Below are 15,946 nucleotides of genomic sequence, written 5' to 3'. Positions count from 1 at the left end.
GCCTGACCCCGCTTTCGTTTCCGTCCCCAGGAAAACAGCATGCCTCTCCCTCATCCACGTTTTCATGGCCGCCGCACGCTTGCGGTGGCGCTTTCGGTTCTCGCGCTCGGCGGCATCAGCGCGGTCCATGCTGGCAACAGCAAGCAGGCGGCTCCGGCCGCATCATCCGTCGACGAAGCGAATCCGCTGGTCGGCACCGCGCCGCTGGATAAACAGGAATTCATCGGCAATGCGCCGCCCCCGGGCGAGCCGCTTTATTCGGGCATGACCTCACCGGGCGCGAGCCTGCCGCAAAGCTCAACCGACGCCGCGCCCGTCAACATCAACGCCGACCTCAGCTTCGCCACGGGTGTTCCCGTTTCCTATGCGTATGGCCGTCCGGCCATGATCGGCTTCACCGGCGGTGGCTCGACGTATGGCGCACGCGCCGCGCCGATGATCATGCCGGTGGTGGGTGACTGGACGGTCCCGCCGGATTACGCGCCCTCGTACTACGACAAGTCCACCGAGAAGGCATCGCCCGGTTACTACGCCGTAGACCTCGCGACGTTCCACACGCGTGCCGAGCTCACGGTGACGCAGTGGACAAGCCTGATGCGCTTCACCTTCCCGGAGAGCCATCGCTCCAACGTGGTGGTCAATCTCCGTCGTTCGGGCGGCGATGTCGAAGTCGTCGGTGATCGCACCATCCGCGGCGTCGATACCAGCAGCCGTGGCAACCACGACGCTGACGGTCCGTACTTCGTTGCTGAGTTCTCGCGTCCGTTTGCCGCCTTCGGCACGTTCCACTCGAGTGTCAACGACAAGGGCGAAGGCCTGGGTCACGAAGACATCCAGATCGGGCAGCGCACAGTCTCCGGCAGCTATGCCGGCGCGTACGTCACCTTCGACACGAAGGAGGGCGACCAGGTGCTCGTGAGGATCGCCCATGGTCACAACGCCGACGAAGCCGCGCAGCGCCTGCACGCGGCGGATGGCGATTTCGATAGCGTGCACGCCAAGGCACGCGCTGCCTGGGCTCAGCTATTCGATCGCGTCGAGGTGACCGGGGGTACGCCGAAGCAGCGTTCCTTGTTCTATTCGACGCTGTATCACTCGTTCGCCAGTCCACGCATCATTGCGCGCAAGGGCGAGCAGTACACCGACCCCAAAGGCCAGCTCAAGACCGCGGCGTATGACCTCTACAGCCCCGTGCCGTACTGGGATACCGGCCGTAACCAGATCGTTTTGCTCATGCTTCTCCAGCCGAAGGTGGTGCAGGACATCATGCGTTCGGAGCTGGAGCGGGCGCGCGAGCGTGGTTACATGAACACTTCGTTCCACGGCGACCACGCCGTCTTCCTCTACGACGGTGCCATGCAGCGCGGCATCAAGTTCGACTACGCCGGTGCCTACGAGGTACTCCGCAAGAACGCAACCGACCCGAAAGGCCCGCGCGGCTATCTGGCCGAGTACGACAAGAACGGCTGGATTTCCGACATCGTCCCGCCGGGCAATCCGAGCCCGCCCTATGCCGGCGGCAAGGCCGGCGTCGCCACGACGCTCGAGTACGCGTGGGACGATCACGCACTCGCCGATCTCGCCCGTCGTCTCGGTAAGAAAGACGATGCCGCCATGTTCGAACGCCGTGCGGGGAACTACCGCAACGTGTTCGATCCGTCGGTCGGCTTCTTCCGCGGACGTACCGAGGACGGCAAGTGGATCTCGCCGTTCGATCCCGCCGAGCCGTACTACAACTTCATGATGAAGGAAGGTTCGGGCTGGTCGACGCTGTGGCTGGTGCCACACGACGTACAGGGCCTGATGAACCTCCTCGGCGGCCGCGATGCGTTCAACGCCAAGCTCGATACGTTCTTCAACACGCCGTACAACCCCAAGGGCATCTGCCGCGATTGCACGGGCGTGATCGGCCAGTACGTGCAGGGCAACCAGCCGGATCAGCAGGCCGCGTATCTATATGCGTGGAGCGGCCAGCCGTGGAAGACGCAGGCGCTGACCCGCCGCATTCTTGCCGACCTCTACGGTAGCGATGCCACCGGCTATGCCTACCCCGGCATGGACGACCAGGGTTCGACGTCGTCCTGGTACGTGCTCAGCGCCATGGGCTTCTATCCGGTGGATCCGGCCACGCCTGACTTCATCATCGGTAGCCCGATCTTCGACAGCGTCCGCCTGCACCTGGGTAACGGCAAAACCTTCGAGATCGACGCACGCAACAACTCCGCGCAGAACATGTACATTCAGTCCGCCACGCTCAACGGCAAACCATGGACCAAACCCTGGTTCAGCCACGCCGACATCGAGAACGGTGCCACCCTGGTACTCACCATGGGCCCCGAGCCCAGCAAAACCTGGGGCACCGATCCGCACGACGTCCCGCCGTCCATGTCGACCCCAAGCGCGACGCACTAAGGATCAACAAATGAACACCAAAGAAGACATGAGGGGCAAGGCAGCCATGGAGGGCAACGCAGAACTGAAGGGCAAGGCAGAACTGAAGGGCAAGGCAGAACTGAAGGGCAAGGCAGAACTGTGGGAGCCGCTTCAGCGGCGATGCTCCAACTCCGCCAAGATGAACCTCTGGCTAGGCATAGCCATCGCCCTCGGCACCGCGCCTGCCGCCATGGCAGCCCAAAACGACTCCCCCCTCTGGAACGGCAAAACCGCCCCCCTCTCCACCCCATGGACATCCAAAGTCTCACCCACCAACGCACTCCCCGACTACCCGCGCCCCCAACTAGCCCGCCCGTCCCTCGACCATCCCACATGGATGAGCCTCAACGGCCTCTGGCAGTACGCCGCGACCGAAGGCCAGGCCACGCCGACCTTCGGTAAATCGCTGAACGACCAGGTGCTCGTGCCATACCCGATCGAGTCGGTGGCTCTCCGGCGTGCAGAAACATTCCGACTTCATGGTCTACCGTCGCCTGGTCGACGTCCCCGCGTCGTTCACCGCGCAAGGCAAGCACGTACGCCTGAACTTCGGCGCGGTCGCTCAGGACGCCACGGTCTACGTCAACGGCAAGGAAGTCGCGAAGCACATCGGCGGCTACACCTCCTTCAGTGCCGACATCACGCAGGCACTTCGCCCGAAGGGTTCGCAGGAGATCATCGTCGCCGTGCACGCGCCGGTCGATGGCATCAACGTGATGGTCGGCAAGCAGCGGCTGAAGCCCGACGGCATCTTCTATACCGCGGCATCGGGGATCTGGCAGTCCGTATGGCTGGAACCCGTGCCCGCCGCGAGCTTCGCGCAACTCGAGTTCACGCCAGCGTCCAGCCTTGACGCGTTCACCGTGACCTCGAAGCTGCAGGGCAGCAGCGGTAACGCCACGCTCCATGTCACCGCCTACGCCGACGGCAAGCCGGTAGGCGAGGTGAGCGGGGCGGCTGGTGCGCCTCTGCGTCTTGCGATCAAGCAGCCGCACCTGTGGAGCCCGCAGGATCCGTTCCTGTACACCTTCAAGGCCACACTCGCGCAAGGTGAGCAGCGCGACGAGGTGACCAGCTATGCCGGCCTTCGTACGATCGGCATTGCGAAGGTGGGTGGGCTCAATCACGTCGTATTGAATGGCAAGCCGACCTTCCTGCTGGGCACGCTAGACCAGGGTTACTGGCCGGACGGCATCTACACCGCGCCGACGGATGAAGCGCTCAAGTTCGACATCCAGAAGACCAAGGACCTGGGTTTCAACACCATCCGCAAGCACATCAAGGTCGAGCCGGCACGTTGGTACTACTGGGCCGATCGCATCGGCCTGATGGTGTGGCAGGACATGCCGTCGCTGCCGAACGGACACAACGAGAAGCTCAGCGATGCCGACAAGGCGGGTTTCCGTAAGGACGTCACTGCCATCGTCGAGCAGCTCAAGGGCGAGACGGCGATCATCGGCTGGATTCCATTCAACGAAGGCTGGGGGCAGTGGAGCATTCCGGCGGCTGCGGAACTCGCGGATCAGATCAAGAAACTCGATCCGTCGCGTCTGGTCAATGCGCGTAGCGGTGCGAACTGCTGTGACACCAAGGGCGACCCGAAAGCAGGGGACCTCATCGACGTCCATGACTACCAGGGTCCGGGCCTGCCTGCGCCGGATGCCACGCGTGCTTCGATGGACGGCGAGCATGGTGGTCTGACGCTTGGTGTCGCCGACCACATCTGGCCCAACACGGCTATCAATCCGTACGGTTCGGTGAAAGACAACGCGGCGTTGAACGATGGTTATGTCGCTAATACCGCTGTGCTCCGCGACAAGGGGCCGGGTATCGGTGTGTCAGGCAGCGTCTATACGCAGATCACGGATGTCGAAGGCGAGCACAACGGCCTCTACACCTACGATCGCAAGGTCGAGAAGGTCGACGAGGGCAGGGTGCGCGCGATCAACGAAGAGACGATCCGCGCGGGTGGACCGCGCTGATCGCTACACGTTGCTAGACCGGCCCGTCCGAATCGTCATCCGGCGATTCGCCAGGCTGGTACTCGAGTAAGTCGCCAGGCTGGCAGTCGAGGTATTCGCAGATGCGCTCCAGGGTGCCGAAGCGAATACCTCGCACCTTGCTGGATTTCAGCAGGGACAGGTTCTGCTCCGTGATGCCCACATAGGCAGCGAGGGCGCGCGACTTCACTTTCCGCCGCGCGAGCATCATGTCGAGGTTGATGACGATAGGCATGGCTGTTAAACGATCAGCCCGTTGTCTTCGGCAAGCTTTCCGGCCTCACCCATGATCAGGGCAATGACGAAAAACACGGCGCTGATCATGCCGGACCAGACATCGTTACTGTCGATGTCCACCGCAATAGCGGTCACATGGCCAACGCCGAGAAGGCGGGCAGTCAGCAGTTCGATCGGCGGAAGGAAGCATCCGGCAAGGGTGACCAGCAGGAGCGACAGCGCGAAAGCCCGCAGATGCCGCACCGCGCGAACGCTGAAGAACTCGCCGCTCTCGAACAAGCGGAGCAGCTTCGTCAGCCGATAGAGACCCACCAGGCAGATGAGCGACTCCAGCGCTATTTCGAGCGTCAGCAGGTGGGGATGATCCGCCAGCGCTCGCGTGAACGACCGGGTGATCTCGACATACCCGTTGGCCGTTTCCCACCCGCCCGGCAAGGCCAAAGCGATGTTGGTGAGCACGATGCACGCCATGACGACGAGCACGCCATAGCGGAGCCACCGGGCCCGCGATTTGGCCTTAGCACAATCAATAATCATTGTTAAGTACATAAAGTTTACTGTTAAACAGTAAACTTTCTCCGTAAAGTTGGCGGCATGGCAACGATGTCGGAGATTCCAGTGGATTGCAAGGTAGAACGGTGCCTTGCGATCACGTCGGCGATGGCTGTCCATCTGCTGCTGTTTCTCGCGATCCGTTTCGAGATGCGGCCGCAGGAGCAGATCGGCATCGCCGTACCCCCGGCACGAGAGATTCCGCTGGAGGTACGTTTCGTCGAGCTGGCATCGCGATCCAGGGTGATTCCGTCCCTTCCGGCCCGGACCACACCTGTGCCCGTTTCACGGACGCCGGCTAAAACACGAGAGGAGTCGGTGGCTGGGTCGGCGCCTAAGAGTGCGGCCGCCGCGGAGACGCCAGCAGCCCCACAGACTCGAGCAGCCCCGGCGACTCCAGCAGCGCCGGACACTCCAGCAGCGCCGGACACTCCAGCAGCGCCTGAACCCACATCGGTGACACGCGGTCGTCTCGAGGCGACCGACCTCCCTGCGACGCAGACAGCCCACGCCACGACGGATACCCCGGATTACACACCACCGCAACCAACGGATAGCGCCGGCATCATGTCGCATCGGGACGTCGTCGGTTACACGAAGTCCCGCTTCGAAGACGCATGGGCGCCGCGCGACGAAACCGTCGTGGGCCGAGGACTTCGTCGTGCACAAGAGGCCGCAACCCTGAAGAAAACGGTGGACTTCGGTCATGGCGTCCGGATGCATTGCGCCGTCGGTCCACTGGGTGGCGGGTGTGGCTTTGGTGATCCGCCTTCGAAAGCGGCGGCCAAGGACGGCGACACCCGTCTCAGCATGGCTCCCGCAAGGAGCCTGGCGAACGACATGCCCGATGCCCAGGCGCCGCCCAATGAAGCGGCATGCGTCGCCGTTTACCGCGCAGACGCCCGCGTTCCGCAAGGCTGTCCTTCCGATACGCCGCTGAAGGCGATGGATGCCGAGAATGCCGAGCGCGCTCGTCGTGCCGGGCTTTGACCTTATGAAATCAGGATTCCCATGAATTCGAGCATCAACCGCACCGATCGATTCGTACCAGCACTTCGATGGCTCGGCCTTCTGGCGGGAGGAGCGATCGTCTGCATGATCGCGCTCAGTACGCATGTCTATGTCATGAGCGCATTGAACGTATCCGCCCACCTCCTTTCGCTTCGGCTGGAGCGAGCGACCGGTTGCGATGAGCATCAACGCGGCATGAGTGGTGCGGGACAGGTCGCCCAGTCAGCCGTCGAGGCGTATCTCCACGTATGCATCGAAATGCGCGGATCGACAACCCGCGGAGGCTATTTATTGATGCTGGATCTGGAATAGCGGCAGGTCCTTGAGACAGAAGGACAATCGCTACAGACAACCCAAGGTTGATTTGATACGGTCTGTTTCGTTGTCTGCGTCGATGCTGTGCAAGCCTCGCAGACAACCCATCGCTTCACGCGGTGAAAGCGCAGACCGAGGGTGTTCGAGCACCCCCGGCCTGCTGACCACAATCAACTTGTAAGGAGTCACTCGTGGCTGCCATCGATCATACGGTATGTATGGACGCCTCCCGTTTGGCAAGGTCCTTCGACGTGATGTAGCAACAGAGCGCGGTCGCGGTTATGTATACGGCCTGTCGTGCAGGCTCGAATGCGATACCTGCTGGCCCTGATGGAATCAGCTGACCCACGCCTCATTACTCGCAAGGACTCGAAGTCCAGTACCGTATTCAGGTTTGGTGGATCACGGTCCGACCTGTTGGCCCATCATGTCGTGGCGTACCTTGCACAACGCTTGAAAGAGGAAAACGATGGCTGGCCAGCCTACGCAGGCTGACTCACATGCCCGCATTGATAGATTCGTCGATGGGCGATGAGTGCCCATACCGTGCGCGCCATTTTGTTGGCGAGCGCTACTGCCGCCACGTTGAGCGAGCGTCGCTGAAGGATGGCAGTGATCCATGGTGACGGGGTTCGGCTGTGTACCAGTACCGAGCGTGCTCCATGAATCAACAACGTCCGTAAATAGGTGTCGCCTCGCTTGCTGATGCCTAAGAGTCTCACTTTGCCTCCTGTGCCGGTCTGCCGAGGCACCAGGCCAAGCCAGGCGGCGAACTCCCGGCCAGAACGAAAAGCTCGCGGATCACCCATGGAGGCCACTGCGGCGGTGGCGGTAAGCAACCCCACGCCAGAAATCGCCGCGATCCGTTGACAGTCTTCATCCTCTCGGTGCCAGAGCTGCAGTCTGCGCTCGATATCGGCAATTTGACCTTCCATCTGCCCAATGCGCGCGTACTGTTCGCGTAGTGTCTCGATTAACACGGTCGGCAATCGATCCGTGAGTCGCCCGAGTACAAGCGGAATCATTTTTGTCAGCGCAGCACGGCCTTTCGGCATCACCTCACCATACTCGGCCAGCAGACCGCGTAGCCCATTCATCTGCGCAGTGCGGAACTTCACCAGTTGCTGTCGCATCCGATGTAGTGCCAGCACCGCCTGCTGAGCCTCGGATTTCACGGCTACCGCGCGGATGCCTGGCTGAAGCATGGCGACCCAAATCGCCTGGGCATCGGCGACGTCGTTTTTGTTGCCTACAGCAAACGGTCGTACGTGCTGAGCGGGGAGTAATTTGACAGCATGCCCCAGCGCCATCAGCCTGCGCGCCCAATGCTGCGCACCGCCGCAAGCCTCCATGCCAATCAGGCAACTCTGCCGATTGGCGAAGTAATCCAGGAACTTCGCGCGCTTGATCTGCCTGCGAATGACCTCGCCTGTCTCAGCGTTCACTTCGTGAACCTGGAATACCTGCTTGGCGATATCCACACCTATCATGGTTTGAGCGATGGATTTCATGGCACACCCTCCGGCGGCATCGTTGTAATCGCGGTTTACCACCTTTCTAAGCAAAATCCCATGCATCCGATATCTGGCGCCGGGGCGAGGCAGGAGGCGTCCATTCCATTACCCGCTCGCCCGCTGGATCCCCCCGGCGACATCCCCATCGGTCACCGGACGCTCTGCAGTCCCTGCAGATACGGTTGAAGAACCGCGGCGTCAGCCGTTTCCCTGAGTTTTTTCTCGGCTGTGCTACACGGCAGGTTGCCGTGTGATCCGAGAAACGGGAACTGCCGCCGCAACACACTTCGTCAATCACGCCGCACGGCGCCCGGTCACGGGCAGCTGATGAACCCGCGAATCCGTTAGATCTGCGGCACGCTGCGTTATGTGGCGTGCCGCACCTGGATGCGGGGCAGGCCGGTATTCAAGGAGAACGACATGGCCACATCGAATGGACAACACACGCATCCCGGTTTTCACTACCAAGTCGATCCGGAAGCGACATCGCATGACCTGATGAATGAGGCTACAGAGTGGTTGCAGTACGCGCGGAGCCTTACGCGTCTACTGGCTGACTTTATTCATGAGTCGGAGACGGTGGACTGCCAGCGTGTGGCGCATGGGTTGGAGGCGATTTGTGCGCTGACTCACATGGGGGTGCAATGCACGGCGCAGGCGCATGCGCGGATGTGTTGGGATAAGGGCGACCACGGTTGAGATGTTGATGGGGGAGGTGGGCAGCCTTAAGGACCGCCCACCCTGGTCGTTGTTACAGACGGTCCGCGTCGATCACTGCTTTGGTAAAGGCCTCCGGCGCTTCTTCGGGCAAGTTATGCCCAACACCACCCGTAATCAGCCTGAACTCATATTTCCCCGTGAACTGCTTGGCATACGCTTCCGGCTTCGGATGCGGTGCGCCGTTCGCATCACCTTCCAGCGTGATTGTCGGCACCGCAATCTTCGGCGCCTGAGCCAGGCGCTTCTCCAGACCATCGTACTTCGCCTCACCGCCGACCAGGTTCAACCTCCAGCGATAGTTGTGAACCGTGATAGCGACATGGTCCGGATTCTCGAGTGCCTGTGCGCTGCGTTCGTAGGTCGCATCGTCGAAGTTCCACTTTGGTGATGCGTTGCGCCAGATCAGCTTGGCGAAGTCGTGGTGGTTCTTCTCGTAGCCAAGGCGACCGCGCTCGGTGGCGAAGTAGTACTGGTACCACCACTGATATTCGGCTTCAGGCGGCAGAGGCGACTTGCCGGCCTCCTGGCTCCCGATCAAATACCCGCTCACACTGACCAGTGCTTTCACGCGTTCCGGCCACAGCGCGGCGACGATGTCAGCCGAACGTGCGCCCCAGTCGAAGCCACCGAAGACGGCGCGCTTGATGTGCAGCGCATCCATGAAGTCGACGACGTCCTGGCCGAGCGCAGCGGGTTCTGCGTTGCGTAGCGTGTCGGCGGAAAGGAAGCGGGTTTCGCCGTAGCCACGTGCATAGGGAATCAGCACGCGATAGCCCTTCGCTGCCAGTGCAGGCGCTACGGCCTCGTAGCTGTGAATGTCGTAGGGCCAGCCGTGCAGGAGGATCACGACGGGACCGTTGGCTGGGCCGAGCTCGGCGTAGGCGACATCGAGAACGCCCGCGTGGATGTGCTTCAGCGGGCCCAGCGCGTCCTGCGACGAAGGGGCCGGCAGGGGTGGCTGTGCTGGCGCTTGCTGCGCCGACTGGGCGTGAGCGCTGCCGATCATGCCTGCCAAAGCAGTAAGGACGGCCAGGGCGATTTTCTTGTTCATGAGGCTCTCCGGGGGTGTGTAGCTTGACGATGCTAGGAGAACAGGCAGACTCGTCCTGGATGTGTCCGGCAAGGGGTCCTAACCTCTCGGAATGTGTCCTGCCCGTCCCCGGATACGTTTCGATACAAAACCTGGTGCGCATCCGTTGGCCGCGCGTGGTCGTATCACTTGCAGGGCATCATCTTCGAGGTCACCCCGTGAATCGTTTCGGCTGTCTTGTCATCGTCGCGGCCACGTCGCTCCTCACTGCCTGCTATCCCGTGCGCAATACCTCCCGTCTGCCGGCCGTACGGCTGCTACCGGCTTCGCAGGCGGCGCAGCGTGTGGTGGTCGTGCTTCCGGGCATCGCCGACAACCTTGCCTCGTTGGAAGCGGGCGGCATCGGGCACGCCGTCCAGGGGGTCTGGCCGGACGCTGACGTGGTGCTGGTCGAGATGACCATCGGCTACTACAAGGACGGTCAGGCGATGCCCGACCTTCACCAGATCGTTCGATCCGCACGCGCGAAGGGCTATCGACAGGTCTGGCTGGTCGGTGCGTCCCTTGGCGGGATGGGAGCTCTTCTTTACGACGCGACGTTTCCCGACGATGTCGACGGGATCGTGCTGCTTGCTCCCTTCCTGGGCGATCGCCGCATGCTCGACGAGGTGCGCAACGCAGGCGGTCTGAGTCGCTGGCCGGCGCCGCCCGCGGCCACGCCGGGCCCGGACAACTGGCAGCCGCAGATCTGGCGGCGCGCCAAGGTCTGGTCGAGCCATCCTGGTGGAAACGAGCGTGTCTGGCTGGCTTACGGTGACAAAGACAAGTTCGCGCCCAACATGCCCCTGCTGACGCCTGCCGTTCCACCAATGCATGTCATCACCGGGCCGGGCGTCCACGAATGGACGAGCTGGACGCCTCTGGCCTCCAGGGTCTTTTCCGCCATTGGCGAGTAGCCCGGGGTCCGTGCGAGGCTATACAGACGTCTCCGGAACATTCACAGGCCTGATCATGCTTTCTCCTACTGCCCTTGCTGCCTCCTTCGACAAGATCCAGGACTACTGGTCGCCCAAGGTGATTGGACAGGTGAACGACCAGCTGCTCAAAGCTGCGAAGCTCAAGGGCGAGCTCGTCTGGCATGCGCACGATGGTCAGGACGAGCTGTTCTATATCGTGAAGGGCTCGTTGCGCCTCGAATTCGAGGACAGAGCGGTTACCTTGAATGAGGGCGACTTCCTGACGGTGCCGAGTGGTGTTCGCCACAATCCGGTCGCGGAGGAAGAGTGCTGGGTGTTGTTGATCGAGCCTGCAAGTACGTTGCACACGGGCGATGAAGTGACCTCGCGCACACGTAGTCTGGCTGAGCAGATGAGCTGAGGGATAGGAGCCTCAAGCGCATGACGTCCTCGGAAACGAAAGCACGGGTTACAGAAAGTCAGCTCGCGCGATTCGGTGAACTCGCCAAGTGCCTCGCCTTCGCCCCGGGCGTCCTCGTCGAACACGGGTTCGAGCTTATGGACGCGCGGTTCGGAGGAGTCGGCGTACCACCAGGGAGCGAGGTTCCCGAATGGATCCAATTCATGGTGGAGGTATGGCGGTGGCGATTCGGCTCGGTGTGGGCGGGGATAGGTGATGTGGGTCGCAGCTACGGGGTATCGAACGAGTCCATCACGTGCCGGCTTGCGTCGGTAGGCCTGACGTACGACGAGATCAATGGAGGCGAGCAGGAGCCCCGGGTCCACGAGTTAATCGGCTCGATCCCCTGGTTGTGGGGATACAACGAGGAGAGGCATCGCCTTGAGCCACCATCGGAGTTGAGAACCGCGGCCATGCAAAGGCAAGCGGGTACTCTTGGAATATCCGAGGGAGATGCCTGGGCTGTCGATACGAAGGCGATAGCTCAGCGGATCCATGCCGTTGCCGCGCCGTTTGGCTTTCAACGGCAGAAAAGAGCGTTCGGCAAGGATTTCCTGCTTCACCGTTCCAGTGAAACGGGCATGGGATGCTACTTAGGTATCAAGATCTTCACCGACAAACGGATACCGTTTCCAGCCTTCGTCGACATGCTAGTGATGCCGGACATCGACTTCGTCGGGCTCGATTCGCGCTTGAAGCGAAATTATGAACAAGGCTTCTTGTTCAAGTCCCTGGGTTTCCTTGGCACCGCCTCATACATGCAAGCCAACACGCCACAATTGCTCGAGCTATGCCTACGAGCGAACGAGATATTCCTGGCCACACTACTTCCCTCCCTCGTCGCGATTTGCGACGAGGCTCCTCACGGAGAATGACCCATGTCGATGATCGGTTATTTTTGCCGACTCCCTCCGGCGACCGCCCATCTTGCGATGACCGACGCAGCGGCGGCCGATCGTCTGATCAGTTTCGATGGCCCCGGGGCCGAGGGCAAGCTGGATGTCGACAAGGCATGGCACGCGATCCATTTCGTATTGAACGGGGAACCATGGCCCGGTCCCGGGATTCTTTCACAGGTCGTGTTCGGCGGTGAACCTTTCGGTGACGATCTCGGTTACGGCCCAGCGCGACATCTCGATCCAGTAACCGTGAACGCCGTCGCAGAGGCTCTACGCTCGGTCGACGCGCATGCGATCGTTGCCACCGTCGACCTTTCGCGCCTGGACAAGGTGGACATCTATCCGGGTGGTTGGTTTGATGAAGGTGATGGCAGTCGCCGCTACATTGCGGACAATCTCCGCGCGCTTTGTGCTTTCTACGCGGCCGCCGCGGAACATGAGGAAGCGGTGATTGCCTGGCTCGGCTGAGGTTTCGCAAATGCGTGTCGAATCCCGGGCCTGCCATTCGTCATCATAGTTAAGGCAGGCGATCGGCCAAGCCGAGGCGAGGGCATTCCCATGGCTAAGTTTGTTTTCGGATTGAACCAGTCCCTGGACGGGTACGTCGACGCGTGTCTTTAGCGCAAGAGCTTCTTCCCCGTGAATACGGGCCAGGTAATAAGCCGTCACAAGGTAATGGGTCAATGCCACGGTTTCAGAGCCGAATGACAAGGTAAAGAGAGCCCGACAGCTCGCGGTTTGAAAGGGCTTGACTCTAGACCTAGATCAAGGGTCTAGACTTACCCCCATGAACACTCAAACAGCTGCCCTCACCATCGGCCGCATCGCGCAGAGCGCGGGCGTTGCTATCGACACCATCCGGTTTTACGAGCGGGAAGGGCTTCTTCCCGAACCTCGCCGCCGTCCCTCGGGTTACCGCGAGTACGACCAGGCCACGGTCTCTCGCCTGCGCTTTATCCGGCGGGCGAAGGACCTTGGTTTCACGCTCGATGAGATTCGCGAGCTGCTCGCCCTGTCCGCCGACCGCAACGAAGGCGTCGAAGGCGTCCGCGAGCGCGCCGCGGCGCGGCTCCAGGCGATCGATGAACGGATCGCCGAGCTGCAGCGGGTTCGCGACGGCCTGTCCGAGCTGGTGGATGCCTGCCCTGGCCACGGTGCGCCGGAAGACTGCCCGATCCTCAAGGCACTGGCGGAGCCGAACCCATGACTCATGCCTGTTGCTCGCACGGCGCGGCCGACGAAGTCGCGACCGTGATCGATCTTGTGCCCATGCCGGCGGTGACGATCTACACCTGTCCGATGCATCCCGAGGTTCGTCAGGAAGGTCCTGGCTCCTGCCCTAAGTGCGGCATGGCTCTCGAGCCCGCCATGCCTTCGCTGGACGATGATGACGGCGAGGTTCGTTCCCTGGGCCGTCGCCTCGGCGCGCTTGTCGCGCTGACCGTTCCGGTCTTCCTGATCGCCATGGTCCCGCACATCACCGGGCGCATGTGGCATCAGCCGTGGGCGGGCGCTCTGGGCTGGGTCGAAGCCCTGTTGGCCACCTTCGCGGTGTTGTGGGGTGGCGCACCGTTCTTCGCCCGCGGTTGGCGCTCGCTGCTGCCGTGGTCGCCGAACATGTACACGTTGATCGCGCTGGGTACGGGCGTGGCGTGGCTCTACAGTGTGGTCGCATTCGCGCTGCCGTCGCTCTTTCCGCCGGCAATGCGGGACATGCACGGCCAGGTGGCCGTCTATTTCGAATCGGCCGCCGTGATTGTTGCGCTGGTCACGCTTGGCGACTTCCTTGAACTGCGCGCCCGTCGGCAGACGGGTGAAGCCTTGCGCGGTCTGCTTGGGCTCGTGCCGAAAACCGCACGGCGCATCGGCAAGGATGGTGCCGAGGAAGACGTTCCACTCGAGTCGTTGCACGTTGGCGATCACGTGCGCGTGCGCCCCGGTGAGAAAGTGCCAGCGGATGGCAGCGTGATCGATGGGCAAAGCTACGTCGACGAATCGATGCTCACCGGCGAGCCTGTACCGGTGGCGAAGTCGATGCACGACAAAGTTACCGGTGGTACGCAGAATCAGCACGGTGCCCTGGTGGTGCGAGTCGACCACGTTGGTCAGGACACGGTGCTCTCGCGCATCGTCACGCTGGTGGCGGAGGCGCAGCGTTCTCGCGCGCCGCTGCAACGCGTCGCGGATCGTGTCGCGGCGTGGTTTGTCCCGGCGGTTGTGGTCGTGGCGCTGCTGGCGTTCGCTGCGTGGTGGATGGTCGGGCCGGCGCCCACCCTGGCGCATGCGCTGGTGGCTGCCGTTTCGGTGCTAATCATCGCTTGCCCTTGTGCGCTGGGCCTGGCGACACCGATGTCGATCATGGTCGCAAGCGGTCGTGGTGCGCAGGCAGGCGTGCTGTTCCGCGATGCCGCGGCGATCGAAACGCTTCGTGAGGTCGACACGCTGGTGTTCGACAAGACCGGTACGCTGACCGAGGGCAAGCCGACACTAGTCGATCTGCGTGTCTTCGGGCGGGAGCGCGCCGAAGTGCTGGCGTGGGCCGCATCGGTCGAACAGCCCAGCGAACATCCGCTTGCTGCCGCCATCGTGGCGGCGGCGGAAGGCGAAGGCCTCTCCATTCCGAAGATCACGGGGTTCCAGGTGATCGTCGGTCAGGGTGTCAGCGGTCGGGTCGATGGTCACGATATTGCATTGGGCAATGCACGGCTTATGGAAGGCGAGCGCATCGATATCGCTGCCGGTCGTGAGGTCACCGACAAGGCTCGTGCCAACGGTGCGACTGCCATGTTCATGGCGATCGACGGGCGGCTTGCCGCTGTGCTTGCACTGGCTGACGCTATCAAACCGTCGACGAAGCCGGCGCTGGACGCACTGCACGCAGCGGGCGTGAGGTTGGTGATGCTTACGGGCGACAACGAAGCGACGGCGAAAGCAGTGGCCTCGTCGCTGCCTATCGATGAAGTCCACGCGAGTGCGTCGCCCGAGGACAAGGCGAACATCGTCAACACGCTGAAGGCTGGTGGCGCGAAGGTCGCGATGGCGGGCGATGGTGTGAACGATGCACCGGCGCTGGCTGCGGCGGATATCGGGATCGGTATGGGTAACGGCAGTGACATCGCTATCCAGAACGCATCGGTCACATTGTTGAAGGGTGATCTTGCGGGGATTGCTCGTGCTCGCGCACTGTCCGAAGCGACGGTGAAGAACATTCGTCAGAACTTGTTCTTCGCATTTATTTACAACGCGGTGGGTGTGCCGTTGGCGGCGGGGGTGTTGTATCCGCTGTTCGGCCTGACGTTGTCGCCGATGATTGCGGCCGTGGCAATGAGTCTGAGTTCGGTGTCGGTGGTGGGGAATGCGTTGAGGTTGCGTCGCGCGGTGATCTGACGCGATCCCGCTTCATGTGGGAGCCGCTTCATGTGGGAGCCGCTTCAGCGGCGATTCGGGGTTACGGCTAGCACCCAATCGCCGCTGAAGCGGCTCCCACACAGGCGGTGGGGAAAGCTTGTTGAAAGCCTGGCTGTGCGAGTTTTCAGCGCATACAGGATTATCTAATAAGCAGACGGAGCGCATCCCGGGCCGGGATCGCGTGTCGCAGTTTCAATTCTCCCCATCGATTGCCGCATGTCCCCACATGCGGCTTTTTTTTGTTTCATTTAAGCGACGGCGAGGCATTAGTTCAAGCCGCCGTTGCCTTGCATTCATTTAGACGAAATGGAAATGAAACTAACGAAAGATGGTGAGGCTGGTCGAGGGAAGGATATTGCGATCACGTTTAAAAAATCCCCAGAAATGAATGGTATGCGGGTGGTAGAAAAT

Annotated in this window: 15 protein-coding genes; 11 read left to right on the top strand and 4 right to left on the bottom strand. The window is 61.8% G+C overall.

The features are described from left to right. The first annotated feature begins 39 nt into the window (after positions 1-39). Both ACVWWJ_RS16005 and ACVWWJ_RS16000 read left to right on the top strand, forming a co-directional pair. On the top strand, positions 40-2,412 hold the full coding sequence (locus tag ACVWWJ_RS16005) for a GH92 family glycosyl hydrolase (RefSeq protein ID WP_456968667.1): 2,373 nt from the start codon (positions 40-42) through the stop codon (positions 2,410-2,412). A 479-nt stretch (positions 2,413-2,891) separates the two neighbouring features. Next, on the top strand, positions 2,892-4,415 hold the full coding sequence (locus ACVWWJ_RS16000; protein WP_456968666.1) for a glycoside hydrolase family 2 protein: 1,524 nt from the start codon (positions 2,892-2,894) through the stop codon (positions 4,413-4,415). 13 nt (positions 4,416-4,428) lie between these two features. Here ACVWWJ_RS16000 and ACVWWJ_RS15995 read toward each other — a convergent pair whose 3' ends face one another. Together ACVWWJ_RS15995 and ACVWWJ_RS15990 are read right to left on the bottom strand one after the other, a co-directional pair. Further along, positions 4,429-4,668 carry a helix-turn-helix domain-containing protein gene (locus ACVWWJ_RS15995; RefSeq protein WP_456968665.1) on the bottom strand — a complete coding sequence of 80 codons (240 nt, stop codon included), beginning with the start codon at positions 4,666-4,668 and terminating at the stop codon, positions 4,429-4,431. A 5-nt stretch (positions 4,669-4,673) separates the two neighbouring features. Further along, positions 4,674-5,342, bottom strand: coding sequence for a DUF2975 domain-containing protein (locus tag ACVWWJ_RS15990; protein WP_456968664.1), 669 nt, complete (start codon positions 5,340-5,342; stop codon positions 4,674-4,676). Between the two features lie 336 nt (positions 5,343-5,678). Here ACVWWJ_RS15990 and ACVWWJ_RS15985 point away from each other — a divergent pair, with 336 nt between their 5' ends. Then, positions 5,679-6,212: a hypothetical protein gene (locus ACVWWJ_RS15985; RefSeq protein WP_456968663.1), complete on the top strand. Its 534-nt coding sequence runs from the start codon at positions 5,679-5,681 to the stop codon at positions 6,210-6,212. 21 nt (positions 6,213-6,233) lie between these two features. After that, complete coding sequence (locus ACVWWJ_RS15980) at positions 6,234-6,545, top strand: hypothetical protein (protein ID WP_456968662.1); 312 nt, start codon at positions 6,234-6,236, stop codon at positions 6,543-6,545. 485 nt (positions 6,546-7,030) lie between these two features. Here ACVWWJ_RS15980 and ACVWWJ_RS15975 read toward each other — a convergent pair whose 3' ends face one another. Further along, a complete protein-coding gene (locus tag ACVWWJ_RS15975) occupies positions 7,031-8,050 on the bottom strand; it encodes an IS110 family RNA-guided transposase (RefSeq protein ID WP_456969725.1) in 1,020 nt (339 codons plus the stop codon). Between the two features lie 432 nt (positions 8,051-8,482). Here ACVWWJ_RS15975 and ACVWWJ_RS15970 point away from each other — a divergent pair, with 432 nt between their 5' ends. Next, a complete protein-coding gene (locus ACVWWJ_RS15970) occupies positions 8,483-8,761 on the top strand; it encodes a hypothetical protein (protein ID WP_456968661.1) in 279 nt (92 codons plus the stop codon). Between the two features lie 52 nt (positions 8,762-8,813). Here the strand turns inward: ACVWWJ_RS15970 and ACVWWJ_RS15965 are convergent, their stop codons facing one another. Then, on the bottom strand, positions 8,814-9,833 hold the full coding sequence (locus ACVWWJ_RS15965; protein WP_456968660.1) for an alpha/beta fold hydrolase: 1,020 nt from the start codon (positions 9,831-9,833) through the stop codon (positions 8,814-8,816). 197 nt (positions 9,834-10,030) lie between these two features. On the opposite strand from ACVWWJ_RS15965, the gene ACVWWJ_RS15960 reads away from it, so the two are divergent. From ACVWWJ_RS15960 to ACVWWJ_RS15935, 6 genes are all read left to right on the top strand, one after another. Further along, the gene (locus ACVWWJ_RS15960) at positions 10,031-10,768 is read left to right on the top strand and encodes an alpha/beta fold hydrolase (protein ID WP_456968659.1); all 738 of its coding nucleotides are present in this window, start codon (positions 10,031-10,033) and stop codon (positions 10,766-10,768) included. A 55-nt stretch (positions 10,769-10,823) separates the two neighbouring features. Next, positions 10,824-11,189 carry a cupin domain-containing protein gene (locus ACVWWJ_RS15955; RefSeq protein WP_456968658.1) on the top strand — a complete coding sequence of 122 codons (366 nt, stop codon included), beginning with the start codon at positions 10,824-10,826 and terminating at the stop codon, positions 11,187-11,189. A gap of 20 nt (positions 11,190-11,209) precedes the next feature. After that, complete coding sequence (locus ACVWWJ_RS15950) at positions 11,210-12,103, top strand: hypothetical protein (RefSeq protein WP_456968657.1); 894 nt, start codon at positions 11,210-11,212, stop codon at positions 12,101-12,103. A gap of 3 nt (positions 12,104-12,106) precedes the next feature. Beyond that, a complete protein-coding gene (locus ACVWWJ_RS15945) occupies positions 12,107-12,595 on the top strand; it encodes a YfbM family protein (protein WP_456968656.1) in 489 nt (162 codons plus the stop codon). Between the two features lie 319 nt (positions 12,596-12,914). Beyond that, on the top strand, positions 12,915-13,334 hold the full coding sequence (locus ACVWWJ_RS15940; RefSeq protein WP_159893039.1) for a heavy metal-responsive transcriptional regulator: 420 nt from the start codon (positions 12,915-12,917) through the stop codon (positions 13,332-13,334). Further along, positions 13,331-15,514, top strand: coding sequence for a copper-transporting P-type ATPase (locus ACVWWJ_RS15935; RefSeq protein ID WP_456968655.1), 2,184 nt, complete (start codon positions 13,331-13,333; stop codon positions 15,512-15,514). The genes ACVWWJ_RS15940 and ACVWWJ_RS15935 overlap by 4 nt, the downstream gene beginning before the upstream one ends. The last annotated feature ends 432 nt before the right edge of the window (positions 15,515-15,946 follow it).

This window comes from Luteibacter sp. HA06 (genome assembly GCF_054061215.1).
Note: the sequence above shows the minus strand (reverse complement) of the source record. Positions and strands in the feature narration are given on the sequence as shown.

Excerpts from the sequence above, each read along its gene's own strand:
- ACVWWJ_RS16005 (WP_456968667.1), top strand. The coding sequence starts at position 40 with ATGCCTCTCCCTCATCCACGTTTTCATGGCCGCCGCACGCTTGCGGTG.
- ACVWWJ_RS15995 (WP_456968665.1), bottom strand. The coding sequence starts at position 4,668 with ATGCCTATCGTCATCAACCTCGACATGATGCTCGCGCGGCGGAAAGTG.
- ACVWWJ_RS15990 (WP_456968664.1), bottom strand. The coding sequence starts at position 5,342 with ATGGACAGCCATCGCCGACGTGATCGCAAGGCACCGTTCTACCTTGCA.
- ACVWWJ_RS15980 (WP_456968662.1), top strand. The coding sequence starts at position 6,234 with ATGAATTCGAGCATCAACCGCACCGATCGATTCGTACCAGCACTTCGA.
- ACVWWJ_RS15970 (WP_456968661.1), top strand. The coding sequence starts at position 8,483 with ATGGCCACATCGAATGGACAACACACGCATCCCGGTTTTCACTACCAA.
- ACVWWJ_RS15965 (WP_456968660.1), bottom strand. The coding sequence starts at position 9,833 with ATGAACAAGAAAATCGCCCTGGCCGTCCTTACTGCTTTGGCAGGCATG.
- ACVWWJ_RS15955 (WP_456968658.1), top strand. The coding sequence starts at position 10,824 with ATGCTTTCTCCTACTGCCCTTGCTGCCTCCTTCGACAAGATCCAGGAC.
- ACVWWJ_RS15950 (WP_456968657.1), top strand. The coding sequence starts at position 11,210 with ATGACGTCCTCGGAAACGAAAGCACGGGTTACAGAAAGTCAGCTCGCG.
- ACVWWJ_RS15945 (WP_456968656.1), top strand. The coding sequence starts at position 12,107 with ATGTCGATGATCGGTTATTTTTGCCGACTCCCTCCGGCGACCGCCCAT.
- ACVWWJ_RS15940 (WP_159893039.1), top strand. The coding sequence starts at position 12,915 with ATGAACACTCAAACAGCTGCCCTCACCATCGGCCGCATCGCGCAGAGC.
- ACVWWJ_RS15935 (WP_456968655.1), top strand. The coding sequence starts at position 13,331 with ATGACTCATGCCTGTTGCTCGCACGGCGCGGCCGACGAAGTCGCGACC.